The 25,460-nt window shown below is 67.4% G+C and carries 24 protein-coding genes and 4 tRNA genes; 9 read left to right on the forward strand and 19 right to left on the reverse strand.

All coding sequences use genetic code 11. The annotated features are described in order from the left end of the window. The 12 genes from GGR73_RS11420 to GGR73_RS11475 form a co-directional block, all read right to left on the reverse strand. A partial coding sequence (locus GGR73_RS11420) for a GTP-binding protein (RefSeq protein ID WP_184456990.1) occupies positions 1-638 on the reverse strand: 638 nt, incomplete at its 3' end. Positions 639-684: 46 nt separating this feature from the next. Continuing rightward, positions 685-760, reverse strand: a tRNA-Thr gene (locus GGR73_RS11425). A 33-nt stretch (positions 761-793) separates the two neighbouring features. Beyond that, positions 794-867: transfer RNA gene (locus GGR73_RS11430), tRNA-Gly, on the reverse strand. Between the two features lie 29 nt (positions 868-896). Further along, positions 897-982, reverse strand: a tRNA-Tyr gene (locus tag GGR73_RS11435). A 154-nt stretch (positions 983-1,136) separates the two neighbouring features. Further along, positions 1,137-2,228: a redox-regulated ATPase YchF gene (ychF, locus tag GGR73_RS11440; protein WP_054591844.1), complete on the reverse strand. Its 1,092-nt coding sequence runs from the start codon at positions 2,226-2,228 to the stop codon at positions 1,137-1,139. Between the two features lie 74 nt (positions 2,229-2,302). Continuing rightward, a complete protein-coding gene (gene pth, locus GGR73_RS11445; protein ID WP_054591843.1) occupies positions 2,303-2,887 on the reverse strand; it encodes an aminoacyl-tRNA hydrolase in 585 nt (194 codons plus the stop codon). A 49-nt stretch (positions 2,888-2,936) separates the two neighbouring features. After that, entirely contained in the window at positions 2,937-3,572 is a 636-nt protein-coding gene (locus GGR73_RS11450) for a 50S ribosomal protein L25/general stress protein Ctc (protein ID WP_016900688.1), read from the reverse strand. Between the two features lie 110 nt (positions 3,573-3,682). After that, positions 3,683-4,642, reverse strand: a complete 960-nt coding sequence (locus GGR73_RS11455) for a ribose-phosphate diphosphokinase (protein ID WP_002811729.1) — start codon at positions 4,640-4,642, stop codon at positions 3,683-3,685. Positions 4,643-4,828: 186 nt separating this feature from the next. Further along, positions 4,829-4,905, reverse strand: a tRNA-Gln gene (locus GGR73_RS11460). Positions 4,906-4,908: 3 nt separating this feature from the next. Continuing rightward, the gene (gene ispE / locus GGR73_RS11465; protein ID WP_184456992.1) at positions 4,909-5,796 is read right to left on the reverse strand and encodes a 4-(cytidine 5'-diphospho)-2-C-methyl-D-erythritol kinase; all 888 of its coding nucleotides are present in this window, start codon (positions 5,794-5,796) and stop codon (positions 4,909-4,911) included. Further along, positions 5,778-6,431 carry a lipoprotein insertase outer membrane protein LolB gene (gene lolB, locus GGR73_RS11470; RefSeq protein WP_104553648.1) on the reverse strand — a complete coding sequence of 218 codons (654 nt, stop codon included), beginning with the start codon at positions 6,429-6,431 and terminating at the stop codon, positions 5,778-5,780. The genes ispE and lolB overlap by 19 nt, the downstream gene beginning before the upstream one ends. Then, positions 6,428-8,116 carry a tetratricopeptide repeat protein gene (locus GGR73_RS11475; RefSeq protein WP_104553649.1) on the reverse strand — a complete coding sequence of 563 codons (1,689 nt, stop codon included), beginning with the start codon at positions 8,114-8,116 and terminating at the stop codon, positions 6,428-6,430. Before GGR73_RS11475 ends, lolB begins: the two co-directional genes overlap by 4 nt. A gap of 65 nt (positions 8,117-8,181) precedes the next feature. On the opposite strand from GGR73_RS11475, the gene hemA reads away from it, so the two are divergent. The 5 genes from hemA (at position 8,182) to ppk2 (ending at position 14,182) form a co-directional block, all read left to right on the forward strand. Beyond that, the gene (hemA, locus tag GGR73_RS11480) at positions 8,182-9,480 is read left to right on the forward strand and encodes a glutamyl-tRNA reductase (protein WP_046345803.1); all 1,299 of its coding nucleotides are present in this window, start codon (positions 8,182-8,184) and stop codon (positions 9,478-9,480) included. Further along, complete coding sequence (prfA, locus tag GGR73_RS11485) at positions 9,458-10,543, forward strand: peptide chain release factor 1 (RefSeq protein ID WP_046345802.1); 1,086 nt, start codon at positions 9,458-9,460, stop codon at positions 10,541-10,543. Before hemA ends, prfA begins: the two co-directional genes overlap by 23 nt. Beyond that, the gene (locus GGR73_RS11490; RefSeq protein WP_184456994.1) at positions 10,540-12,246 is read left to right on the forward strand and encodes an O-linked N-acetylglucosamine transferase family protein; all 1,707 of its coding nucleotides are present in this window, start codon (positions 10,540-10,542) and stop codon (positions 12,244-12,246) included. Before prfA ends, GGR73_RS11490 begins: the two co-directional genes overlap by 4 nt. 604 nt (positions 12,247-12,850) lie before the next feature. Then, positions 12,851-13,369, forward strand: coding sequence for a molybdenum cofactor biosynthesis protein B (gene moaB, locus GGR73_RS11495; protein ID WP_024938580.1), 519 nt, complete (start codon positions 12,851-12,853; stop codon positions 13,367-13,369). A gap of 30 nt (positions 13,370-13,399) precedes the next feature. Further along, positions 13,400-14,182, forward strand: a complete 783-nt coding sequence (gene ppk2, locus GGR73_RS11500; protein WP_024938581.1) for a polyphosphate kinase 2 — start codon at positions 13,400-13,402, stop codon at positions 14,180-14,182. Here the strand turns inward: ppk2 and GGR73_RS11505 are convergent. From GGR73_RS11505 to GGR73_RS11520, 4 genes are all read right to left on the reverse strand, one after another. Beyond that, a complete protein-coding gene (locus GGR73_RS11505) occupies positions 14,164-15,387 on the reverse strand; it encodes a hypothetical protein (protein ID WP_126966979.1) in 1,224 nt (407 codons plus the stop codon). The two genes, ppk2 and GGR73_RS11505, sit on opposite strands and share 19 nt — an antisense overlap. 84 nt (positions 15,388-15,471) lie before the next feature. Then, on the reverse strand, positions 15,472-15,738 hold the full coding sequence (locus GGR73_RS11510; RefSeq protein ID WP_184456997.1) for an acylphosphatase: 267 nt from the start codon (positions 15,736-15,738) through the stop codon (positions 15,472-15,474). Next, the gene (locus GGR73_RS11515) at positions 15,738-16,346 is read right to left on the reverse strand and encodes a TlpA family protein disulfide reductase (RefSeq protein ID WP_104568879.1); all 609 of its coding nucleotides are present in this window, start codon (positions 16,344-16,346) and stop codon (positions 15,738-15,740) included. Before GGR73_RS11515 ends, GGR73_RS11510 begins: the two co-directional genes overlap by 1 nt. Then, positions 16,343-17,620, reverse strand: a complete 1,278-nt coding sequence (locus GGR73_RS11520; protein ID WP_024938585.1) for a YihY family inner membrane protein — start codon at positions 17,618-17,620, stop codon at positions 16,343-16,345. The genes GGR73_RS11515 and GGR73_RS11520 overlap by 4 nt, the downstream gene beginning before the upstream one ends. A gap of 51 nt (positions 17,621-17,671) precedes the next feature. On the opposite strand from GGR73_RS11520, the gene wrbA reads away from it, so the two are divergent. From wrbA to ybaK, 4 genes are all read left to right on the forward strand, one after another. Then, on the forward strand, positions 17,672-18,328 hold the full coding sequence (wrbA, locus tag GGR73_RS11525) for an NAD(P)H:quinone oxidoreductase (protein ID WP_184456999.1): 657 nt from the start codon (positions 17,672-17,674) through the stop codon (positions 18,326-18,328). After that, on the forward strand, positions 18,325-18,669 hold the full coding sequence (locus tag GGR73_RS11530; RefSeq protein WP_047128204.1) for a DUF2069 domain-containing protein: 345 nt from the start codon (positions 18,325-18,327) through the stop codon (positions 18,667-18,669). Before wrbA ends, GGR73_RS11530 begins: the two co-directional genes overlap by 4 nt. Positions 18,670-18,754: 85 nt before the next feature. Further along, entirely contained in the window at positions 18,755-19,240 is a 486-nt protein-coding gene (locus tag GGR73_RS11535) for an asparaginase domain-containing protein (protein ID WP_016900703.1), read from the forward strand. Positions 19,241-19,244: 4 nt separating this feature from the next. Beyond that, complete coding sequence (gene ybaK / locus GGR73_RS11540) at positions 19,245-19,718, forward strand: Cys-tRNA(Pro) deacylase (protein WP_184457001.1); 474 nt, start codon at positions 19,245-19,247, stop codon at positions 19,716-19,718. A gap of 198 nt (positions 19,719-19,916) precedes the next feature. On the opposite strand, the gene GGR73_RS11545 is transcribed toward ybaK, so the two are convergent. The 3 genes from GGR73_RS11545 to GGR73_RS11555 all read right to left on the reverse strand — a co-directional run bounded on the left by GGR73_RS11545 (position 19,917) and on the right by GGR73_RS11555 (position 25,390). Beyond that, positions 19,917-21,614, reverse strand: a complete 1,698-nt coding sequence (locus tag GGR73_RS11545; protein WP_184457003.1) for a S8 family peptidase — start codon at positions 21,612-21,614, stop codon at positions 19,917-19,919. Between the two features lie 366 nt (positions 21,615-21,980). Next, positions 21,981-23,390: a S8 family peptidase gene (locus GGR73_RS11550; RefSeq protein ID WP_024938590.1), complete on the reverse strand. Its 1,410-nt coding sequence runs from the start codon at positions 23,388-23,390 to the stop codon at positions 21,981-21,983. 254 nt (positions 23,391-23,644) lie between these two features. Next, a complete protein-coding gene (locus tag GGR73_RS11555) occupies positions 23,645-25,390 on the reverse strand; it encodes a S8 family peptidase (protein WP_024938591.1) in 1,746 nt (581 codons plus the stop codon). Positions 25,391-25,460 lie beyond the last annotated feature (70 nt).

Genomic DNA, 25,460 nt, shown 5'->3' on the forward strand with positions numbered 1-25,460 from the left:
AACGGACGGTCGACGTCGCGGGTCGGCTCCGGAATGAACGAATCCAGCGCCTCGACCAGCTTCAGGATCGCCGGCACGCCGATGTCGCTCTGGTCACCGTCCAGCGCCAGACGCGCCGAACCGTGGATGATCGGGGTGTCATCGCCCGGGAAGTCGTACTTGCTGAGCAGCTCGCGCACTTCCATCTCGACCAGCTCGAGCAGCTCGGCGTCGTCGACCATGTCGGCCTTGTTCAGGAACACCACGATGTGCGGCACGCCGACCTGACGCGAGAGCAGGATGTGCTCGCGGGTCTGCGGCATCGGGCCGTCAGCAGCCGAACACACCAGGATCGCGCCATCCATCTGCGCTGCACCGGTGATCATGTTCTTGACGTAGTCGGCGTGGCCGGGGCAATCGACGTGCGCGTAGTGACGGGTCGGGGACTCGTATTCGACGTGGGCGGTCGAAATCGTGATGCCGCGCGCCTTCTCTTCCGGCGCCGCGTCGATCGCGTCATACGCCTTGAACTCGCCACCGAAACGCTCAGCACCGATCTTGGTCAGCGCGGCTGTCAACGTGGTCTTGCCATGGTCAACGTGACCGATGGTGCCGACGTTCACGTGCGGCTTGGTGCGCTCAAATTTAGCTTTTGCCATGGGTGCGTGTCTCGGTAATCGTTTGGAGTTGAAGACGATTGAGTAGTGGTGCTCACGAAAGGAATCGAACCTTCGACCTCCTCCTTACCAAGGAGGTGCTCTACCGACTGAGCTACGTGAGCGAGTTTTGTATTATGCCATGCATTTGCGTTCAATGGAGCGGGAGACGGGAATCGAACCCGCACCATCAGCTTGGAAGGCTGAGGTTCTACCGTTGAACTACTCCCGCGCCGGGAACTGCATGCCACAACATGAAACTGGTGGAGGGAGGTGGATTCGAACCACCGAAGGCGTAAGCCAGCAGATTTACAGTCTGCCCCCGTTGGCCGCTTGGGTATCCCTCCAGCTTTTACTACCGGACCGGTGCGCGATGAGGCGAATTCGGTTCGGGGTGAAGCAGCCCGTTATTTTGTTGTGGGATGCATGCGGTGTCAACAAAAATTTTGAGCAGATCGTCAGTGCCGAAGACGCGCGACCATCGGGGTCGCGCGCAACCGGTCAGACGTTGAAGCGGAAGTGCAGCACATCGCCTTCCTGCACGCGGTATTCCTTGCCTTCCAGGCGCAGGCGCCCGGCATCGCGCGCACCGGCTTCGCCGCGGTGCTTGATGAAGTCGTCGAAACCGATCGTCTCGGCGCGGATGAAGCCCTTCTCGAAATCGGTATGGATCACCGCTGCCGCCTGCGGCGCGGTCGAGCCAGCCCTGACCGTCCACGCACGCACTTCCTTGACGCCGGCGGTGAAGTAGGTCTGCAGGCCAAGTAGCTTGTAGGCGGCACGGATGACGCGATTCAGACCCGGCTCGTCCAGACCCAGATCGGCCAGGAAGGTGTCGCGGTCCTCGTCGTCGAGCTGCGACAGCTCTTCCTCGATCGCTGCCGAGACCGGCACCACTTCGGCGCCTTCGGCCAACGCATGCCGACGCACCGCGTCCAGGTGCGGATTGTTCTCGAAACCGTCCTCAAGCACATTGGCGATGTACATCACCGGCTTGAGCGTCAACAGGAACAGGTCGCGCACCAGCGCCTTTTCATCATCGTCCAGGCCAGCTGCACGCCCCGCCTTGCCATCGGACAGCGCGGCCTGCAACTTGGCCAGCACCGGCTTGCGCGCCGCAGCATCCTTGTCGCCGCCCTTGGCGCTGCGCTCGGCACGGTTGAGCGCCTTTTCCACGCTGTCCAGATCGGCCAATGCCAGTTCGGTATCGATGGTTTCGATATCGCTGATCGGGTCGACCTTGTTGTTCACATGGATGACGTCGTCGTTCTCGAAGCAACGCACCACGTGGGTGATCGCATCGACTTCGCGGATATGCGCCAGGAACTTGTTGCCCAGCCCTTCGCCGCTGGCCGCACCCGCCACCAGGCCGGCGATATCAACGAACTCGACCGCGGTCGGAATCAGTTTCTGCGGCTTGACGATCTCAGCCAGTTGATTGAGGCGCGGATCCGGCACCGGCACGATGCCGACGTTCGGCTCGATGGTGCAGAACGGAAAATTGGCCGCAGCGATGCCCGCCTTGGTCAGCGCATTGAACAGGGTCGACTTGCCGACGTTGGGCAGGCCGACGATGCCGCATTTGATACCCATGGGTCACATCCGGGATTTGGGATTCGGGATTGGAGATTCGCCATGCCGCACGGCTGCAAATCCCCAATCCCCAATCACGCATCCCTGCTGGTATGCAGGCGCTTCATCGCCTCGTTGAAATTACCTTGCAGTGCCAGCGGCAGGATATCGATGGCCGCGTCCACCGCAGCGCCGATTGCCGCGTCGTCGTCGCGCCCTGCCCGTCCCAGCACCCAAGGCACCACGCGGTCCTTGTGGCCGGGATGGCCGATGCCGATCCGCAAGCGATGGAATTTACCGTGCCCCAGCAGGCGAATGGTGTCGCGCAGGCCATTCTGGCCGCCGTGACCGCCATCGAACTTGAGCCGCGCGATGCCCGGCGCAAGATCCAGTTCGTCGTGTGCGACGAGCAGTTGCTCCGGCTCGATCTTCCAGAACCGCAACGCGGCGGTGATCGATTTGCCGCTGAGATTCATGAAGGTGGCCGGCTTGAGCAGCCAGACCGATTGCCCGGCGATCTCGACCTTTGCGGTCTCGCCGAACAACTTGGCGTCCAGCCCCCAGCGCACGCCATGGCGTTCGACGAGGGCATCGACGAAACGAAACCCGGCGTTGTGCCGGGTTTGCGCGTGTTCCGGACCGGGATTCCCGAGTCCGACAATCAGGCGGAGTGCAGACATGCCAGTGACCGCAGCCGATCCCGCGCAGCGCGAGGAATCGGCCGACGGCTTACTTGGTCTCGGCGCCTTCGCTGCCCTCTTCACCGGCAGCGTCTTCTTCCTCGATCCGCACGTGCTTGGCAGCAACCACCGCCACGTCGTGCTCCTTGCCCAGCTTCAGCTCCGGAATTTCCACACCGGCCGGCAGCTTGATCTCGGACAAGTGGATCACGTTGCCCACTTCCAGGGCACCGAGGTCCACTTCAATGAACTCCGGCAGATCCTTCGGCAGGCAGACCACCTGAACTTCGTTGAGTTCATGGGTCACGACCACTTCGCTGGACTTACCGGCCGGCGAGGCCGCTTCGTTGATGAAGTGCAGCGGCACGGCGGCGCTGAGCTTCTCGTTGGCGCTGACGCGCTGGAAGTCGATGTGGATGATCAGCTGCTTGAACGGATGGCGCTGCATGTCACGCAGCAGCACCTGCTGCACGTCGCCATTGAGGTTCAGGTCGAGGATCGACGAGTAGAACCACTCGTTCTGCTGGGCAAGCCAGATCTGCTCGTGGTTGAGCTGAATGCTGACCGGCTCGAGTTCGCCACCGTAAACGATGGCCGGAATGACGCCAGCGTGACGTAGGCGGCGGCTCGCACCCTTCCCCTCGTTCGCGCGGCGCTCGACCTTGATTTCGTGAGTCTTTGCCATGTTGTTTCACTACCTGGATTGGAATACCGCCTCGCGGCGATGAAGCGTCTCACCCGCGACCAGGCGAGACGTAGTACCGGCACCCGGAACTCCGGGCACCGAATGCGGCATCAGTCGACGTAGAGCGAACTCACCGACTCGCCGAAGGCGATGCGGCGAATGGTCTCGGCCAGCAGTTCGGCCACGCTCAGCTGACGAATCTTGGCGCAGGTGCGCGCGGCTTCGTTCAGCGGAATCGTGTCGGTGACCACCAGCTCGTCAAGCTGCGAATTATTGATGTTGTCCACTGCCGGGCCGGACAGCACCGGGTGGGTGATGTAGGCCACCACCTTGAGCGCGCCGCGCTGCTTCAGCGCTGCGGCGGCGGCACACAGGGTACCGGCGGTGTCGACCAGATCGTCGACCAGCACGCAGGTCTTGCCCTGCACATCGCCGATGATGTTCATCACCGTGGCGACGTTGGCGCGCGGACGGCGCTTGTCGATGATGGCCAGATCCGCATCGTCCAGGCGCTTGGCGACGGCGCGCGCGCGCACCACGCCGCCCACGTCCGGCGATACCACGATCAGGTTGTCGGTGCCGTAGGCGCGCCAGATGTCGGCCAGCAGCAACGGCGAGGCATAGACGTTATCGACCGGCACGTCGAAGAAGCCCTGGATCTGGTCGGCGTGCAGATCGACCGTCAACACGCGGTCGGCCTCCATTGCGCAGATCATCTTGGCGGCGACCTTGGCAGTGATCGGCACGCGCGAGGAGCGCATGCGGCGGTCCTGGCGCGAGTAGCCGAAGTACGGGATGACCGCGGTCACCGACGCGGCACTGGCGCGCTTGAGCGCGTCGATCAGCACCAGCAACTCCATCAGGTTTTCCGCGCTCGGCGCGCAGGTCGGCTGGATCACGAACACTTCCTGCCGGCGCACGCTTTCTTCGATCTCGACCTGCACCTCGCCATCGGAGAAGCGCGTGACCAGCGCCTTGCCCATGCGAACGCCGAGCTCCTTGCAGATGCTCAGGGCAAGCGGCTTGTTGGCATTGCCGGAGAACACCAGCAGGTTACGTTGGTCTTGCATGGGATCTCTCGGGCGGCGGCAAAGAGCGTGCGGGCGATGATGGAGCTGGACAAAGCCGACCAAATGCCGGGCTTTTCGTTGAATCCCCGCACATGGATGTGCGGGCTGTTGCAGAGGGACCTGCATATACGGCTGTTGCAGGGGACCTGCATATACGACTGCTGCAGAGGGACCTGCATCAACAACTGGCAGGGGCGGTAGGATTCGAACCTACGAATGCCAGGATCAAAACCTGGTGCCTTGGGCCTCTTGGCGACGCCCCTGCATCAAACCTGTCTCGCGTGCAGCGCGTCGAGCAGTGGCGAGTGCGCTGCACCTTCCACGACCCACGCCCTCAGGTTGTCCGGCAACTGCGCCATGGCCTGCTCTGCAGCAGCGCGCGTGGCGAATTCGACGAAACACCCGCTCCCCGACCCGGTCAAACGCGGCGTCCCGATCCTGGACAGCGCCTGGAACACTGCCTCGATGGCGGGTTCACGGCGCCGCAGGACCGGCTCGAACGCATTGTCGAGCAGGGAACCCGAAGCGAAGTCCGCTATTTTCACGGGCGCAGCATCCCGCGTCAATTCCCGTGATTGAAATAAGACCGGGGTGGGCACGTGAATTCCCGGATCGACCAGCACGTAGGACGCCGCCGGGAGACCGATCGGGGTCAGTCGCTCGCCGACACCCTCGGCCCAGGCATTGTGACCGCGCACGAACACCGGCACGTCGGCGCCCAGCCGCAGCCCCAGCTCGGCCAGCGTCTGGACCGGCAAGCCCAGGCCCCACAAGGCATTCAGCGCGACCAGCACGGTGGCGGCATCCGACGAGCCGCCGCCGAAGCCGCCGCCGGCGGGGATGCGCTTGTCGACCCGGATGTCGGCGCCGGCCTGCGTGCCCGCGCTGGATTGCAGCAGGCGCGCGGCCCGGATGACCAGGTCATCGTCTTCCGCCACGCCGGGCAGGCTGTCGCCGATGCGCCGGATCAGCCCGTCGTTGCGCACACGAAGATGAATGATGTCCCCCCAGTCCAGCAGCCGGAACACGGTCTGCAGCAGGTGGTAGCCATCGGCGCGGCGCCCGACGATCTGCAGGAACAGGTTGAGCTTGGCCGGCGCAGGCCACGCCGACCAGCCCGTCTCCAGCGCGGACATCAGGGCGATACCGTCCATTGATCGACCAGCAGGCGCACCTTGGCCTCGCCGTTGCGGGCTTCGATGCGCTGCGGCAGCTCGGGTTGCCCGGCGCCGGCCGGCGCCCAGGCGAGAAAGTCGATGGTCCAGCCATCCTGCTGCACGGTACGCGGTCGCCCGGCCGCATCCAGATCGGCGCGTTCGGCACCGGCGTCGGCGATGCGCAGCGCGCGCACCCAGTCCGGCATCTGGTTGACCGGGATGGTCCACCCGGTCGCTTCAAGCAGCACCTGCTCGGCATCCGGACCGCTGCGCGGGCCGCCGTCCAGCCCTTCCAGGCGTCCGGCGCCGCTGGCGGTGTCGCCAGTGAGCACCCAGCTCTGCCGGGTTACCGGCGCACTGAGCTGTACGCGATACTGCGCACCGTCCTGCTGCCAGTCGATGCGGCCGCTACCACCATTGCTGCCCTTGCTGATCGCCACCCGGCCCTGGAACGACCAGGTCGGATGCGCCTGCAGCCAGGCCTGGCGTGCGGCTTCGGCCTGCCGCGCACCCTCGGAAACCTGCGCGACCACTGCGGCGCCACCGCCCTGCCCGCGCGGCACGCTGACGCAGGCCGACAGCCCGACCAGCACCAGCCCGCTCAGGGCCAGTGTTCGGATCGTCCCGCTCATAGCCCGAATTTTTCCACGGCGCGTTGCAGCGCGCGGTTGTCCGGATCCAGACGCCGCGCCTCATCGAAGTAGCGCCGCGCTTCGTCCTGTTTGCCGCTGACCCATAGCACCTCGCCCACGTGCGCGGCGATTTCCGGGTCCTTGACCAGGGCCCAGGCACGGCGCAGTTGCACCAGGGCTTCCTTGGTGCGGCCCATGCGATACAGCACCCAGCCGTAGCTGTCGACGATGGCCGGGTTGTCCGGGTCGGCGGTGCGGGCGCGGTCGATCAGCGCCAGCGCTTCCTTGTAGCGGGTGGTGCGGTCGGCCAGGGTGTAGCCCAGCGCGTTCAGCGCCGCCACGTTTTCCGGTTCGGCCACCAGGATCTTGCGCAGGTCGGCCTCGGCACGCGCGACATCGTCGCGGCGCTCCCAGGCCAGGCCGCGGGCGTACAGCAGCGCGCCGTCGTCCGGGTAGGCGGCCAGGCCGCGCTCGAAGGCATCCAGTTCGCCCGCTGCGTCGTCGGCGCGCTGGTGCAGCTCGGCTTCGAGCACGTAGGCGTCGCGACGCGCGTCGTCGTCGGCGCTGGCATCGCTCTGCAATGCGCGCGCTTCGGCGAGCGCCTCGGGCTTGCGGCCCAGCTCGTACAGGGCGCTGGCGGCGCGCAGGCGCGCCTCGCTCAGCTGCGGGCCGCCGGGCACGCCGCGATACCATTCCACCGCCTCGTCGTAGCGCTTGAGGAATTCGGCGATCTTGCCGAGCAGCAGGCGGCGGTCAGGGTCGGGCTTGGCGGCATTGCTCTTGAGCTCGCCGTACAGCGCCTCCAGCGCAGTGCGATCCTTTTCCTTGGCCAGCATGGAGGCACGCAGCCCGTAGGTCTGGGTGTCCTGCGGCCCGGTCGACAACACCCGCGCGGCGGCTTCGGTCTGCCCCATGGCGTCGTAGGCAAACGCCAGCGCGCCACGCAGCTCCGAATCCTTGACCGCCTGCGGCTCGACATTCTTCAGTAGTGCCAGCGCTTCGTCGTTCTTGCCTTCCTGCTGCAGCTGGGTGGCATGCAACAAGGCAACGCGTGGCTCTTCGGGGAAGCGGCGCACCACTTCGTCGACGATGCGCTTGGCCAGCGCCGGGCGCTCCATGCGCAGGGCGAGCCGGCCGAATTCCTGCCAGGCTTCGATCTGATTGGGGATGGCGCCGGCCTTGACCAGGTCTTCGAGCACGTCGGCGGAGGCTTCCGGCTCGCGCCCGCCATTGGCCAGGGCGATCAGGGCGAAGCGCCAGCCGCGCGGGTCTGGCTCCTTGAGCAGGCCGAGCAGGTCACGGCGGGCGGTACGCAGGTCGTTGCGGCGCAAGGCCAGCGAGGCTTCGGTACTGCGCATGGACATCGACGAGGGTGCGCGGGAGCGCCACAGCGCCAGGGCCTCGATCGCACGCGGGTCGTCGTTGGCCAGCATGGCGATGCGGGCGGCGCGTTCGGCCAGCCCGGCATCGCCGGCCTCGGCCTTGGCGGCGTCCAGGTAGGCGCGGGCGGCATCGTCCAACTGCCCGGCCTGCAAGGCGAATTCGCCGGCGAGCACCGGCTCCAGCGAGGTGGCGCCGGCGCGACCGGGCGGCGGCGCGGGCGGTGCTTTCTTGGGTGCTGCAGTGGCGCTGGCGGAGACTGCGACCAGCAAAAGAACACACAGGATGCGAATCGGTACAGGCATCGGGGGCAACCGGGCCGTAAAATGGGGCCCTGAATGGCCGCCAGCTTATCGCAAGCAACTGAACAATGACGTTGTGGGTGCTCGGACTGAATCACCAGACCGCACCTGTGGACCTGCGCGAACGCGCGGCGTTCGCAGGTGACGCGTTGCCGCGCGCGCTCGAATCCCTGCGCGCGTTGCCGCAGGTGCGCGAGGCCGCGCTGCTGTCCACCTGCAACCGCACCGAGCTGTATGCGATGTCCGACGACCCGCACAGCCTGGTGAGCTGGCTGGAGACCCATGCGCCGGGCTTGAGTGGTTACCTCTATCAGCATCAGGAGGAAGCGGCGGTGCGCCACCTGTTCCGCGTCGCCACCGGGCTGGACTCAATGGTGCTGGGCGAGCCGCAGATCCTGGGCCAGGTGAAGGATGCCTGGGCAGTGGCCCGTGCACACGGCGCGCTGGGTAGCGGGCTGGACCGCCTGTTTCAGCAGACCTTCTCGGTCGCCAAGCGGGCGCGCACCGATACCCGCGTCGGTGCCAATCCGGTGTCGGTGGCCTCCACTGCGGTACGACTGGCGCAGGAATCCTTCGCGCGGCTCAACGAATCCACCGTGCTGCTGATCGGCGCGGGCGAAACCATCGAGCTGGCGGCCAAGCATCTGAGCGAAGGCCGCGTGCGCCGCTTGTTGATCGCCAATCGCACGCTTGCGCATGCGCAGACGCTGGCCAGCCAGCACGGCGGTTACGCGCTGCCGCTGACCGATCTGGACCGCCATCTGGCCGAAGCCGACGTGGTGTTCTCGGCCACTGCCGCGCGCGAGCCGATCGTGACCCGGGTGCAGGTGGAACAGGCACTGCGCGCGCGCAAGCGCAAGCCGATGCTGCTGTTCGACCTGGCGGTGCCGCGCGACATCGAAGCCTCGGTGGCCGAACTCGGCGACGCCTACCTGTACACGGTGGACGACCTGGAACGCGCGGTGGAAGACAACCGCCGCGGCCGCCGTGAAGCCGCCGACCAGGCCGAAGCCATCATCGACCTGCAGGTGGCTCGCTATGTCGAGACCTTGCAGGCCAACGCGCGCCAGGCGCCGCTCAAGCGCTTGCGCGCGTTCGGCGACAGCACCCGCGACGAACTGCTGGCCAAGGCGCGCCAGCAATTGCACAACGGCAAGCCGGCCGACGAAGTACTGGAACAACTGGCGCATGCGCTGACCAACCGGCTGCTGCATCCGCCCACCGCCGCGCTGCGCGATGCCGCGCTCAACAACGACCTGGACTTGACCAGCGCGGCCGACCGGCTGTTCCCGGAAAAGCCGGGTTATCGACATCCCCCTGTAGCCACCCCGATCGTGAGGACCGATGACGCCGACCCTGCGCCGTAAGCTCGAAGCGCTGGCCGAGCGCCGCGAAGAACTGCAGCACCTGCTCTCCGACCCCGATGTGGTCAACAACAACGACAGGTTCCGCGCGCTGTCGCGCGAACTGTCGCAGCTGGAGCCGGTGGCCGTGGCCCTGGAAGACGAAGCGCGCGCCAAGGCCGACCTGAGCGCGGCCGAAGCGATGCGCAACGATCCGGAGATGCGCGAGCTGGCCGAAGAGGAGATCGCCGCCGCACAGGCGCGCCTGGAAGAACTGGATGCGCAACTGGCCTTGCTGCTGGTGCCGCGCGACCCGCGCGATGACGGCAACCTGTTCCTGGAAGTGCGCGCCGGTACCGGCGGCGACGAGGCGGCGATCTTTGCCGGCGACCTGTTCCGCATGTACGCGCGCTATGCCGAGCGCCAGGGCTGGAAGGTGGAAATCGAATCCGACAGCCCCGGCGAGCACGGCGGCTACAAGGAAGTGGTGGCACGGGTGGTCGGACGCGGTGCGTATTCGCGGCTGAAGTTCGAATCCGGCACCCACCGCGTGCAGCGCGTGCCGGCGACAGAATCGCAGGGCCGCATCCACACCTCGGCGGCGACGGTGGCGATCATCCCCGAAGCCGACGATGTGGAAGAGATCGTGATCAACCCGGCCGACCTGAAAGTGGACACCTTCCGCTCGTCCGGTGCCGGCGGCCAGCACGTCAACAAGACCGAGTCGGCGATCCGCATCACCCATGTGCCCAGTGGCGTGGTGGTGGAATGCCAGACCGAACGCAGCCAGCACGCCAACCGCGACAAGGCGATGAAGCGGCTGAAGGCGCAATTGGTGGAAGCCGAACGCAGCAAGGCGGCCGCCGCCGAAGCGCAGACGCGCAAGTTGCAGGTCGGCAGCGGCGACCGCAGCCAGCGCATCCGCACTTACAGCTTCCCGCAGGGCCGCATCACCGACCACCGCGTGGAAGGCCTGACGCTGTACGACCTGCCCAACATCATCGAAGGCGATCTGGATGCACTGATCGCACGACTGCTGCACGAGCATCAGGCCGACGAACTGGCACGGTTGAGCGACAGCCCGTGAGTGCGCAGGTCCCGCGCGAGCTGCTGCAGCTGCGCGAGGCGGTGCGACGCCAGCCGGGCGACTTCATCGCCTGGCTGATGCTGGCCGATGCCGAGCTCGGCATGGGCGCAATCGTTGCAGGCGAGGCCGCGGTACAACGCGCGCTTGCACTGCAGCCGGGCCATCCGGAAGCGTTGGCGCGGCTTGGCCGGGTGCGCTGGACACAGCAACGACATGCCGAGGCGGCAGCGTTGTTGCAGCAGGCATCGGACCTGGTGCCGCAACATCCGGGCATCGCGCTGTGGCTGGGGCACGCATTGGAAGATGCAGGCCAGGCCGAAGCGGCCGCGGCCGCGTATACGCGTGCGCACCAGTTGCTGCCCGACGAGCCATATATCGCTGCGCAACTGCTCAACTGGCGACGCCGCCTGTGCGATTGGCGCGAACTGGATGCGCTTGTTGCGCAGGTGCGCAGTGCCGTGGCCCAGGGCGCTGCCGCGGTGGAACCGTTCGCCTTCCTGAGCGAGGACGCCAGCGCTGCCGAACAGCTGGCGTGTGCACGGACGCGCGCCCAGGCAGTCGCTGCGATGCTGCGCCCGTTACCGCCGACTGCCATGCGCAGCCAGGGCGGGTTGCGGCTCGGCTTCGTTTCCAACGGGTTTGGTGCGCATCCCACCGGCTTGCTGACGGTCGCGCTGTTCGAAGCGCTGAAGCGCCGGCAGCCGGCGCTACAACCGCATCTGTTCGCCACCAGCCATGACGACCGCAGCGAGATCCGCGCGCGCCTGGCGCAAGCCACCACGCTGCACGATGTCACCGCGCTCGGGCACCTGGCCACCGCGCAGCACATCCGCGACCAGGGCATCGATCTGCTGTTCGACCTGCGCGGCTGGGGCGGTGGCGGGCGCCCGGAAGTGTTCGCACTGCGGCCGGCGCCGCTGCAGCTCAACTGGCTGGCGTATCCGGGCACATCGGGCGCGCCGTGGATGGACTATGTGCTGGGCGATGCGTTTGCGCTGCCGCCGGCGCTGCAGCCGTTCTATCGCGAGCGCGTGTTGCGCCTGAACGGTGCGTTTCAGCCGTCGGACACCTCGCGCGTGGTCGCCGAGCCGCCGTCGCGGGCGCAGTGCGGTTTGCCCGAGCATGGCGTAGTGCTGTGCTGCTTCAACAACAGCTACAAGCTCAATCCCCGCAGCATGGCGCGCATGCTGGCGGTGTTGCGTGCGGTGCCGGGCAGCGTGCTGTGGCTGTTGTCCGGACCGGGCGAGGCCGACGCACGCCTGCGTGCGGTGGCGCAGACGCAAGGCGTGGCTGCGCAGCGCCTGGTGTTCATGCCGAAGCTGCCGCACGCGCAGTATCTGGCGCGCTACCGGCATGCGGACCTGTTCCTGGATACGCATCCGTACAACGCGCATACCACCGCATCGGATGCCTTATGGGCGGGTTGCCCGGTGTTGACCACGCCCGGCGAGACATTTGCCGCGCGCGTGGCCGGCAGCCTGAATCATCATCTGGGCCTGGATGAGATGAATGTGGCCGATGACGCCGCGTTCGTTGCGAAGGCGGTGGCGTTGGCGGGTGATCCAGCGGCATTGAGTGCGCTGCGTGCGCAGGTGGCGGAGCGTCGGCGCGAGTCGGGCGTGTTCGATATGGATGGGTTTGCCGACGGGTTCGCGGACCTGATGCAAGCACTCGCGCGCCAACATGGTTGGTTGGGTGACTAGCGGGCTGCTTGCCTTTTCAAGCTAGATGGCTGTCTTCCGCCGCACCCCACCCAAACCCGCGCGTCCGTGCCCCGGCCCGCGCTTGCGGCGCGGGCGCTCCAAGGCACGCGCGCCCAGCTGTCCCTCCTCGCCCCTGCGGGAGAGGTGCTTGAAAGCGTCATTGAGTTTCTTCGAGACCTTTTCATGTCATGGAAACAACGTGCAGAGCGGCAGCGTGGCCGGGGATTGGCGGAGAGCGGCACAGGGATGTGCCGCGGCGGCGAGTCAGACAGGATGTCTGCCGAGCCGAGGAGCCGATCCCCGGCCGCGCTGCCGCCCTCGCTGAAGCGAGTACCGACAGGCATCTTGCTTCGCCGTACCCTCACCCCACCCCCTCCTCCCGGCGGGAGACCGGCGTCCAATCTTGCCGCGTGGGCGCTCGGCGGAACGCACACCAGTGGCGCGCAAGATGCGCCTTCTCGCCCGCAGGGAGAGCGACTGGTCGATTTGCCACGAACTGTCAGTTGCTAATTGCCAGTGTCAGCGAACCCCGCTGGCAATCAATGTTGTGCGGCTTCACGCCGTGGTGCTGTACCCGGTCGTTCCGGCTCGCTAGGCTTGGGGCATGCCTTCCAATCCCGACTTCATTCCCTTGCACCTGTGCGTGCTGACGGTGTCCGACAGCCGCACGCTGGCCGATGATCGCTCCGGCGACTATCTGGTCGATGCCCTCACTCACGACGGTCACGTGCTGCACGAGCGCGCCCTGTGTCCGGACGATCGCTACCGCATGCGCGCGATCGTCTCTGCGTGGATCGCCGATGCGCAGGTCGACGGCATCCTGATCACTGGCGGCACCGGCTTTACCGGCCGTGACAGCACGCCGGAGGCAATTACCCCGTTGCTGGACAAGACCATGCCCGGTTTCGGCGAGTTGTTCCGCGCGGTCAGTGTCGACGAAATCGGCACCTCCTCACTGCAGTCGCGCGCGTTTGCGGGGCTGGCCAATCACAGTTTCGTGTTCTGCCTGCCCGGCTCCACCTCGGCCTGCCGCACGGCCTGGGAAAAGATCGTGCGTGCGCAGCTGGATGCGCGGACCAAGCCCTGCAATCTGGCGACACTGCGTCCACGTCTGGGCGAATAGCCTGCGCGCTCCATCGCTGTTGGAACGCGCATGTCGCACCTGAAACGCAAGGCCTACAAGAAGTTGCTGGCACCGCTGCAGCTGGAACTGGTCAACATGGCGCGCTGGCTGCGGCATACCAACCAGCGCGCGCTGGTACTGGTGGAAGGCCGCGACACCGCCGGCAAAGGCGGTGTGATCCAGGCCATCGCCAGCCATCTGAACCCGCGCCAGTGCCGGGTGGTGGCGTTGCCGACACCCAACGATCGCGAAAGCACGCAATGGTATTTCCAGCGCTATGTGGCGCACCTGCCAGCGGCCGGCGAGTTGGTGCTGATGGATCGCAGCTGGTACAACCGCGCCGGCGTGGAACGGGTGATGGGCTATTGCACCGACGCGCAATACGACGCGTTCCTGGAGCAGGCGCCGCGCTTCGAACAACTGCTGGTCGACGACGGCATCCTACTGTTCAAGTATTGGCTGTGCGTGGATCAGGCCGAGCAGGAACAGCGCTTTGCCGAACGCCAGGAAGATCCGCTCAAGGGCTGGAAGCTGTCGCCGGTGGACCTGCAGTCACGCAGCAAGTACGAGGACTACACCGCCGCGCGTGAGCGCATGCTCGAGGTGACGCATACGCCGGACGCGCCGTGGACGCTGGTGGATTTCAACGACCAGAAGCGCGGCCGGTTGAGCCTGATCCGCAATCTGCTGGATCGGCTCCCGGACACCGCGGTGCCAGATGACACGCTGCAGCTGCCGCCACTGGACGGCAAGCCGCACAAGGAACGTTACGGCGTGCTGGAACCGATCGACGATTACGCCGGCCAGTCCTGAGAGATCTCGTCGCTGGCCGCGGTGGCGCGCGGCAAGGGATACAGGCCGGCCTGGCGTTCGGCCTGCTCGGCCTGCAGCACCAACTGGCTCAGGCGCTGACTGAACAGCTGCATGAAACCGCGGTGCAGCGGGCGCATCGCTTCGATGTAGTCGACGTCGTCGGCCTGCGCACCGAGCGGGCTGCAGGACGACAGCAGCACTTCGTCCAGGCGTAGCGCACTGTCGGGCAGACGCACCAGCGCGGCGCGGCGCAACCAGTCGCGCATGCCCTGGCGGTACTCGGCGGCCAGGATGTAGGCCACTTCGACCTGGTCCAGGTCCACATCCGGGTTCCACGCCAGCACCTGGATGACCTGCGAGCGCTCGTCCAGCATGCGGCTCTCGGCAACCAGGCCGTGCAATTGCTGCAGCAGACGCCACTGGACGCCGGCGGCCTCGCGCTGCGGGGCCGGCATGGTCTCGATCGCCAGCGCCAGGCGGCGTGCGAACAGCGCCGGCACTTCGGCCAGGACGATCGGGCCGGCATCGGCGCCGAGCAGGAAACGTTCGGTGCGCAGCGTGGCGGTGTCGGGCAGGTAGCCGTCCTGCAGCGGGCGCATCACGCCGTGGTCGAGCAGCGACAGCACCACGTCCAGCCAATAGCGACGCTCCTGTTGCAGCGCGCGGTTGGCGGTGGCGTTCTGCCAGGCCGGACGGAGATCGTCCAGACGCGCGATGCAGGCCTGGGCATCGAGGGTGTCCCAGGGCGCGCGGGTGGCGTCGTTGGGATCGAAATTCTCCACGTTGAGCATGCCGCCGCCGAAACGGTGCCAGGCTGCGCCGCGTTGGGTGCCGGCGGGATCCGGCCTGGAGGCCGACAGCGGCACCGCGGGGGCCGGGCGCAACAGGGCTGCGTAGGCGTCGGCCCAGGAATCGGGCAGACGCGCCGACAGCGGATAGCTGGCAGCGGACGCGCCCAGGCCGTGACGTGCGAGCTTCAGGCTCCACAGCACCGCAGCGATCACGATGCCACCGAAGATCCAGGCCAGCAGCCAGCTGGTGGCCGCCTGCCCCGGCTGCAGCACGCGGGTCTGCGGCTGCAGAAACAGCAGCCAGCCACTGCCCGACAGGACGCCCAGGTACAGCCATGGCGCCAGCTGCGCCAGGCGACGGTTGCGGGTAGGCAGTTCCTGCCCGTCGGTGTGATCTTGAGATGGAGCGGCCATATATTCCCCCTGCACGCCTGATCGCGCTGACAAGGTTATCGGCGACGCATCGCAAGTCTGTTGGCCTGCCCGGCTGGCGGCAACTCAGCCAGTTACAAATTCTTCAGTCGGCGGCGGCGCGCAGGGCGTGCGGGTCACCGCCGCCACGCTGGCCGCCGGCGGGCCTTGCCATAACCAGGTTTCCAGCGCATCCAGCACGGCGTCTGGCCCGGCGGCGACCACTTCCACGCTGCCGTCGGGCTGGTTGCGCGCATGCCCTCGCAGGCCCAGCGCAACCGCGCGCTCGCGGGTGGAGGCCCGGAACCACACGCCCTGCACCACGCCGGTGACGATAAAGCGCGCCGCCTGCATCAGCCGGCCTTGCCGGTGATGCCCACCGCCGTCTCGATGTCGCGTGCGGTCACCGGGCCGAGGAACTGCTTGGCCACCTTGCCGTCCGGCCCGATCAGATACGTCATCGGCAAGCCGCGCGGCGTGGCGAAGTCCTGCGGCGGCTGGTAGGGGTCGAGGATGGCGATCGGGTATGACACCGGGTGGTCCTTCAGGAACGCCTGCATGTCGGCGCTACTGATGTCTTCATAGGCCAGGCCCACCACTTCGACGGTGTCGCGCATGGTATGCAGCGCCGACAGCTCGGGCATTTCCTTCAGGCACGGCGCGCACCAGGTGGCCCAGAAATTGACCACCACCCACTTGCCGCGATGCGCGGCCAGATCGTAGGCCTCGCCGGTCACGGTCGGCAGCGACAGTTTGGGCATCTCGGCGGTCTGCTGCACCACCGAGGTGTCGGTTGGGCTGGCCGGGTCGGCGGGAGCGGCCGGCTTTTGCGGCGTCTGTGCGGTGGTCGCCGGCGCTGCACCGCCGGCGGAGGGCGTGCCCTCGCCGGTGGGCTTGCAGGCGGTCAGCAGCAACAGCGGCAACAGCAGCGCACAGGCGCCGCGCACAAGGCGCACGGTCATGGGAGGTCTCCGGGAAGGTGGGTGTAGAGGTCGCCGACCGGTTGCGCCAGCACGCTGCGCAAGGGTTGGCGCAGTTGTTCCAGCGCAGCGGCAGCGGCCTGGCCGTAGGCATCGTCGCGGCACGGCAGGGGGCGGTCTTCGATCGGCACGCGCAGCTGGCAGCTTTCGTAGAGTTCGGCCAGCGGCACCACGTCCAGGTCGCGCGCCAGCAGCCATTGGCCGCGCTCGTCGCGGCGCAACAGGCGGATGCGTTTGAGTTCGCACAGCAACTCCTGCATCAGCGTGTCGGTGAGCATCGGCTCCAGCGCCAGGATGCGGTCTTCATCCAGGCCGTTGCCGTGGATGCGTGCCTGGCGGAAGCGGCCGAGCAGGCGCAGCAGGCCATAGATCTCGAAACCCGGCGGCAGCCGCATCGCTTCGGGCTGGTAGCGGAATGCCGCCATCGAGGAGGCCAGCGAGGCGCCCAGCAGCACCGAGACCCAGCTCAGGTAGATCCACAACAGCAGGATCGGCAGCGCCGACAGCGCACCGTAAATGCGCTGGTAGGTCTGGAAATTGCCCAGATAGAAGCCGAAGCCCCATTTGACGATTTCCATCAGGATCACCGCCAGCAACGCGCCCGGCAGCGCATGCCGCAGGCGTACCCCATGCTGCGGCACCACGCGGTAGATCAGCACGATGCAGACGAATTCCACCGCCATCGGCGCCAGCCGCCAGGCGAATTCGGCCAGCCACTGGCCTTCGGTGGTGCGGAACAGCGGCAGCGCGAACACGTAGGCGGCCATCGCCATCGAGGCGGCGGCCAGCATCGTGCCCAGGGTCAGCACCGTCCAGTAGATCAGGAAGCGTGTCACCTTCGGGCGTGCGGCGGCCACCCGCCAGATGCTGTTGAAGGTCTGCTCGATGCTATGCAGGGTGATCAGCAGCGAGGCCACCAGCGCGACCATACCGGCCACGGTGAACTTGCCCAGATCCTCCAGCGAACGATTGAGGTAGTTCTGCACCGAGCGTGCCGCGCCAGGCACGAAGTTGTTGAAGATGAAGTCGGTCAGCGCGTCCTTCCACTCGTTGAAGGCCGGGAACGCCGACAGCACCCCGAACACCACGATCGCCAGCGGCACCAGCGCAAACACCGTGGTGTAGGCGAGCGAGGCGGCCGCCTGGAACAAGCGGTCGTCGAGAAAGCGGCGCCACAGGAAGCGCCCGAAGCTGACCGTCCGCGCGCGGTCGCGCAGCCGTTCTTTCCATTGGTGGATTTTGTTCACGCGCAACATCGCGCAAGGGTACCCGATGCGCCGTCATCGCGGCCTTGCCGCAACTGCGGCGTGCAGGCAGGCGGTGGCTTGGCCGATACTGCGGCAACTCACACAGGCGGTAGATGCGCGATGGCGGAGATTCTGGTGCTGTATTACAGCCGTGGCGGTTCGGTGGCGCGGCTGGCGCGGCAGATCGCGCGCGGCATCGGCGAAGTACCGGGCATGGGCGCGCGGCTGCGCACGGTACCGCCGGTGGCGGCGGTGACCCAAACCAGCGCCCCGCCGGTGCCGGACGAGGGCGCGCCGTACGTGGACAAGGCCGATCTGGCCGAATGCAGCGGCTTGCTGCTGGGCAGCCCGACCCGCTTCGGCAACATGGCCGCGCCGATGAAGCATTTCCTCGACGGCCTGGGCGCCGAGTGGGCCAGCGGCACCCTGGCCGGCAAGCCGGCAGGCGTGTTCACTTCCACCGCCTCGATGCACGGCGGCCAGGAATCCACCTTGCTGTCGATGCACCTGCCGCTGCTGCACCACGGCTGCCTGATCGTCGGCATCCCGTTCACCGAGCCGGCGCTCAGCCATACCACCAGCGGCGGCACGCCCTATGGCGCCGGCCATGTCTCCGGCGCCGGCGGCGACCCGCAACCGAGCGAGGACGAAGCGCTGCTGGCGCGTGCGCTGGGTCGCCGGGTGGCCGATATCGCCCGGCGCCTGGCCAGCCCATGAGCGTGCGTGCCACGCACTGGCTGCTGACTGCCGCGCTGATCGCGCTGACGGTGCTGTTCGTGAGCTGGTTTCACGACGACCGCCACCGCACCGCGGCGCTGCTGGTGTTCGCACTGCCGCCAGCGCTGATGGCCGCGCTGGCGCTGCGCAGCGCACGTGCGCGTTTCTGGGCCGGCGTGTTCGCGCTGGGCTGGTTCAGTCACGGCGTGATGGCCGCCTGGAGCCAGCCGCAGGCACGTGGGCTGGCCTGGCTGGAAGTACTGCTGGCCCTGCTGGTGGTGGCATTGGTGGGCGGCCCCGGCATGGCGGCGCGCTTCGGCCGCAAGCGCCCTCCACGTTGACCCGCTTGGGCAGCACCCGCGCCGGGGTCGTATCATGACGGCCCTCGCGCGGCCTGCACCGCGCCCGTTTGAAGGACCCGCAGCAATGGAAGACCTCCTGATCGTCACCACCGGTGGCACGATCGACAAAATCTACTTCGACGACAAATCGGACTACCAGATCGGCGACCCGCAGATCGGCCAGATCCTCAAGGAGCTGGGCGTGACCTTCCGCTTCTCGGTGATTCCGATCATCCGCAAGGATTCGCTGCACATCACCGATGCCGACCGCGAACTGGTGCGCGCCACCATCGCCGCCCAGCCGACCCGCCACGTGCTGATCACCCACGGCACCGACTCGATGGTGGAAACCGGCAAGGTGCTGCAGTCGATCGCAGACAAGACCATCGTGATGACCGGCGCGCTCAATCCGGCGCGCTTTCGCGGCTCCGATGCCGAGTTCAACATCGGCTGCGCGGTCGGCGCGGTGCAGTCGCTGCCGGCGGGCGTGTACATCGCCATGAACGGGCGCATCTGGAATCCGGAAAAGGTGCGCAAGAACGTCGCCGCCAACCGCTTCGAATCGCTCTGACGCCATGAGCAAGGCCACCCGCGCGACCAAGGCATTGGATGCCGCCGGCGTGGCCTATGTGTTGCACCCCTACGCCTACCAGGCCGATGCCGACGCGAAGGGCGTGCAGGCGGCGAACGCCCTGGGACTGGTGCCGCACACGGTGCTGAAAACATTGATGGCCTGGGTCGACGACGAGGCGGTGTGCGTGGTGATCCCGTGCGATCGCCGGGTGTCGCTGAAGAAACTGGCCAGTGCCTGCAACGGCAAGTCGGCGCGCATGATGGAGGTGGCCGATGCCGAGCGTCGCACCGGCTACAAGGTCGGCGGCATCAGCCCGCTGGGGCAGCAACGCCAGGCGCCGGTCCTGATCGAAGCCAGTGCACTGGATGCCCCGTCGCTGTGGATCAACGCCGGGCAACGCGGCTTGCTGCTGGAATTGCCGGGCGATGGCATCGTTGCCGCATTGAAGGCGCGGCCCTGCAGTGTTTGCGACTAGCCGCGGCGAGACACCGCGCTGCGTGGCCGGCTGACGCAAGCCGGCACCTGGAAATCCAAAGGTGGCTCCGGTTTGCGGCAGCGATCACGCACCTCCGCTGCGGCGTGATGGATTCGCCGGCGTCACATGGCCGATGCAAGATCAAGCCCCAAGCAAGACCGAGGTCCTGCACCCACCGGCGCAGGACTCCGGGCACGCTCAGTACGTGGCCACCAGCGTGACCGCCGAGAACGCCAGCGTGGCCTTGAGCCGCACGTAATACACCCCTGGCGCGGGTGCGCTCAGCGTGCAGCTGTCGGCATTGCCCACCACCGCAGTGCGGCAGTTGTAGGCGGTATCGCTCGGCAATGCACCGGCACGCAGCGACAGGTCGGCATTGCCGCTGCCACCGCTGAGCGCCACCCGCAGGCTGCGCGTGCCTGCGGGCACGTTGACCTGGTAATACAGCGAGCCACCGGTGGCTGCAGCCAGGCCGTTGCGTGCTGCATTGCTGGTCAGGGTGGTCGAGGCGATCACCGCAGCCACCGCACCATCGGCGTTGACCAACCCTGCCCCACACCCCTGCGGACACGCCACCGGCAATGCACGCGCCGTGCTCTTGAGCATCGCTTCGACGCTGGCCGCACTGAGCGGATTGAGCGCCACCGACTGCATCAATGCCACCACGCCAGCCACATGCGGCGCCGCCATCGAGGTGCCGCTGTAGACCGCGTAACCTGGGGTGCCCACCGCCGTGCTGCCGCTGTTGAGCGTGGACAGAATCGCCTGCCCCGGCGCGGCGATATCCACGCCCTGGCCGAAGTTGGAAAAGCTGGCCTTGGCCCCGGCCGAGGTGGTCGCCGCCACCGCGATCACATTCGGGCAATTGGCCGGCACGCTTTTGGATACGTCGATATTGCTGTTGCCGGCAGCCACCACTACGCTGGTGCCGCGCGACACCGCGCTGGCGATCGCATTGCTCAAGGTGGTGGAACAGGAACCGATGCCGCCCAGCGACAGGTTGATCACCCTGGCCGGGGTCGGATTGGCCGGCACGCCGGACACCGTGCCGCCGGAGGCCCACACGATCGCATCGGCGATGTCGGACAGGTAGCCGCCGCAACGGCCCAGCACGCGCACCGGCAGCACCTTTGCATTGAACGCCACGCCCGCGGTGCCGGCGCCATTGTTGGCGGCGGCCGCGACGATGCCGGCCACATGGGTGCCATGCCAGCTGGAACTGGACGCGCTTGCGCCGCTGCCGCACTCGTTGGCCGCGGCCCAGTCGCCCGGATCGGCGGCATCGGTGTCGCGCGCGTTGCCGTCGCGGGCGATGAAGGCATCGCTGATGAAGTCATAGCCGGCCAGCACATTGGCCGACAGCTCCGGATGCGCGGTCACGCCGGTATCGATCACCGCCACCACCGCGCCCTTGCCGGTGGCCTTGTCCCAGGCCGGGCGCACGTTGATGCCGGCGCTGGTGGCCCCCAGCGCCCATTGCTCGGACAGGCGGCTGTCGTTGGGCACCAGCATCGGGCGCAGCAGCATGTCCACTTCCACGCGCTTGACCGCCGGGTCGGCCGCCAAGCGGCGCATCAGGGTTTCCGCATCGACCCGGTCAAGCGCGCGATCGGCCACCAGCAATTGCGGCCCGACCCCGAGCCAGCGCGACGACGACAGGCCGAGCGCCCGCCCGCGCCGCGCCGGCACCGCACGGGCGATCTCGCGTAACGAGCCACTCAGACGCCCACGGTTGCCGGCGCTGCTGTCCTTGTAGCTGACGATGAAACGCTGATGGGCCGATGCCGACCCCAGCCCCTGCAGGCTGACGTCGCCAGCGAATGCAGGCGCAGTGCCGCATAGCAGTGCACAGGCCAGCGCGACATGGCGCAGCCCCTTGAACGGTAAATAACGCATGGATCGACCCCTCCCCGGGATGTCGTGGTGCAAACGAGGGCACACCTGTGCCGCCCTTGCATCGTGGTGAGGCGCGCCGACTGGCGTCGCTGCCCACCTGCCCACGCTATCGACCGGGTATGCGCGGACCTGAGCCGGGATCGCTGGCCAGGCGTGGCGAACCACCGGGTTGGTTAAGGTGGCGGCTCGAGAGGCAGATGCCGGCGGCGACCAGGACCGCGCCGTCCCACCCTCCAGCGCTGCCCCCAAAACGCCATTGCCCCGCACTTTGGCGGGGCAATGGGGGTATCGAGCGTGCTGCAGACACACCGCATCACGCAGACCCCAGCGGTGCCAACGGCTCGGCCGCTGGCACCGCGAGGCGTCTTACGGGGTCTGGCTGACCGCACCGGCCGCGTTGACGATGCCGGCACCGCAGCCGCCCGAGCAGGCGCCCGGCAGCGGACGCGCGGTGTTCTTCAACAGCGTTTCCACTGCCGCCGGGGTCAGCGGACGGCTGGCCACTGACTGCACCAGCGCCACCACGCCGGCCACGTGCGGTGCCGCCATCGACGTACCGTTATAGGAGGCGTAGCTGGCGCTGCCCGGCGTGGTGGTGCCGCTGTTGAGCGTGGACAGGATCGCCGAGCCCGGGCCGGAGATGTCGATGGTGCTGCCGAAGTTGGAAAAGCTCGAACGCGCACCGGCCGAGGTGATCGACGCCACCGAGATCACGTTGGCGCAGCTGGCCGGGGTGAAGTTGGCCACGTTGGCATTGCTGTTGCCGGCCGCCACCACCACCGTGGTGCCGCGCGATACCGCGCCATTGATGGCGTTCTGGTAGGTGCTCGAGCAGGTGCCGTTGCCGCCCAGCGACATGTTGATCACTTCGGCCGGATTGGCATTGGCCGGCACGCCGGAGACGGTGCCGCCGGATGCCCACACGATTGCGTCGGCAATGTCGGAGGTGGTGCCGCCGCACAGGCCCAGCGCACGCACCGGCACGATGCGCGCATTGAACGCGGTGCCGGCCACACCGGTGCTGTTGTTGGTGACCGCGGCAATGGTGCCGGCCACATGGGTGCCGTGCCAGCTGGAGTTGGCCGCTGCCACGCCGGAGCCGCATTGGTTGGCTGCGCGCCAGTCGCCCTGGTCGGCCGGGTTGTTGTCGCGGCCATTGTTGTCACGCGCACGCGCCGCGTCGCTGATGAAGTCGTAGCCCGGCAGCACGTTGGCGTTGAGGTCCGGGTGGCTGGTGATGCCGGTGTCGATCACTGCCACCACCACGCCGGTGCCGGTAGCGGTATCCCAGGCCGGACGCACGTTGATGCTCGAGGCGGTGGTGCCGAAGCCCCACTGCTCGGACAGACGGGTGTCGTTGGGGGTCAGCGTCGGGTACATGATCTGATCGACTTCCACGTACTCCACGCTCGGGTCGGCGGCGATCCGGCGCATCAGCGTTTCGGCCTCGGCACGGTCCAGGCCACGGTCGGTCTTGAGCACTTCCGACCCCAGCGCGGTGCGACGCACGTGATTCAGGCCCAGCGCGCGGCCAGCGCGCGCCGGCACGGCGGTGGCGACCGAATTGAGCGATGCGCGCAGCGAGGTCGGGCTCACCGCGGCGCTGGAACCGTCCCGGTACTTGACGATGAAGCGGTCCAGGGTGGGCTGCGAATCCAGCCCGGAAAGATTGACCTGACCAGCAAACGCCGGCACTGCCAGCAGCGAAGTCAGCGCGGACACACCTAGAACCACCAGCGCGCGCGTGGGCGCACGACGTTGCGACACATTGGACATCGATCGTTCCTTAATTGAGAGGTACCGCAATTGCGGCGAGATGGCCAAACCGGCTCCACGTGCTGCGGATCGGGTCAGGCAGTGCACGGGCGCGGGCGCCCGGCGAGACGACTGACCGATGTCCATTCCGGTCGAGCGGCAACACACCGCCGGCGCCTGCCGATGCGGCAGACGTGGGCAATAGGTCGCTGATGGGGTGAAGCGGATCGGATCGGCACTGCCTGGCCGGCGGGGTCAGGCAGTGCCGACGTGCCTCAGTAGCTGGCGCGCAAGGTCACGCCGGAGAACGTGCTGTACGCCTTGAGGCGCACGTAGTAAGTGCCAGACGGCGCGCTGATGCTGCAGGTCTCGGCATTGCCGCTACGGTACGGACGGCAGGTGTAGGTGGTGTCGGTCGGCGCACTGCCGGCACGCACGTACAGGTCTGCATCGCCGCTGCCGCCGCTGATCGCCACGGTCAGCGTGCCGCTACCGGCCGGCACTGCGATGGTGTAGTTCAGTTCCGCACCCGTGGCTGCGCCCAGTCCGGTGACCGGCGTGCCGTTGGTCAGGGTGTTGCCGGTGCCGCCACCGCCGCCGCCATTGCTGCCACTGATGGCGGCAGTCACCGCCGCATCGGCATTGACGATGCCGGCGCCGCAGCCGCCCGAGCAGGCGCCCGGCAGCGCACGCGCGGTGTTCTTCAACAGGGTTTCCACGGCAGCCGGGGTGAGTGCGCTCGGCGCGACCGACTGCACCAGCGCGACCACGCCGGCCACATGCGGCGCCGCCATCGAGGTACCGTTGTAGGACGCGTAGCTGGCGCTGCCCGGGGTGGTGGTGCCGCTGTTGAGTGTGGACAGGATCGCCGAGCCCGGCGCCGACACGTCGATCCCGGTGCCGAAGTTGGAATAGCTGGCCTTGGCGCCGGCCGAGGTGGTGGCTGCCACCGCGATCACGTTGGCGCAGTTGGCCGGCAGCGAACCGGACACGTTGGCAGAATCGTTGCCTGCCGCCACCACCACCGTGGTGCCGCGCGAGACTGCACCGCTGATCGCATTCTGCATGGTGGTCGAGCAGGTACCGCCGCCGCCGAGCGACATGTTGATCACTTCGGCCGGATTGGCGTTGGCCGGCACGCCGCTGACGCTGCCGCCGGAGGCCCAGATGATGGCGTCGGCGATATCCGACAGCGAGCCGCCGCACTTGCCGAGTACGCGCACCGGCACGACCTTGGCGTTGTAGGCGGTCCCCGCCACGCCGGTGGTGTTGTTGGTCACCGCGGCCACCGTGCCGGCCACATGGGTGCCATGCCAGCTGGAGTTGGCGGCGGGAATACCGGAGCCGCACTCATTGGCGGCATACCAGTCGCCTTCGTCGGCGGGATTGCTGTCGCGCCCGTTGCCATCGCGCGCCGTCGCGGCATCGCTGATGAAGTCGTAGCCCGGCAGGATATTGGCGTTGAGATCGGCATGGGTGGTGATGCCGGTGTCGATCACCGCCACCACCACATTGGCGCCGGTGGCCTTGTCCCAGGCCGGGCGGATATTGAGGCCGGCATTGGTGGTGCCGAAGGCCCACTGCTCGGACAGGCGGGTGTCGTTCGGGGTCAGCGTGGCGTGCAGGATCTGGTCGACTTCCACGCTCTGCACGTTGGGGTCGGAGGCCAGCTGGCGCATCAGGGTCTCGGCTTCGGCACGGTCGAGTGCACGGTCGGCCTTGACCAGCTCCGGTCCCAGCGCCAGGCGGCGCACCGAGTTCAGGCCCAACGCCTTGCCGGCCTTGGCCGGAACAGCGCGCGCGGCGGTGCGCAGCGAGGTGCTCAGCGCGGTTGGACTGGCCAGCGCGGTGCTGCCGTCCTTATAGGTCACGATGAATTTCTGGTGGGTTTGGGCGGTGGCCAGGCCATCCAGATACACCTCGCCGGCAAAGGCCGGGGTTGCCAGCAACAACGAGGTCAGCGCAGCTGCGCTCAGGATGGTCAGTGCGCGGGGGCGCTTGCGGAAAGACTCGTTCGACATCGAATTCCCTTCTAGATCAAAGAGAACCGCCGTAGCGGTGGTAGCCGGTGCCGCCTTCCATAGGTCAGCA

Source organism: Xanthomonas sp. F14 (genome assembly GCF_014199865.1).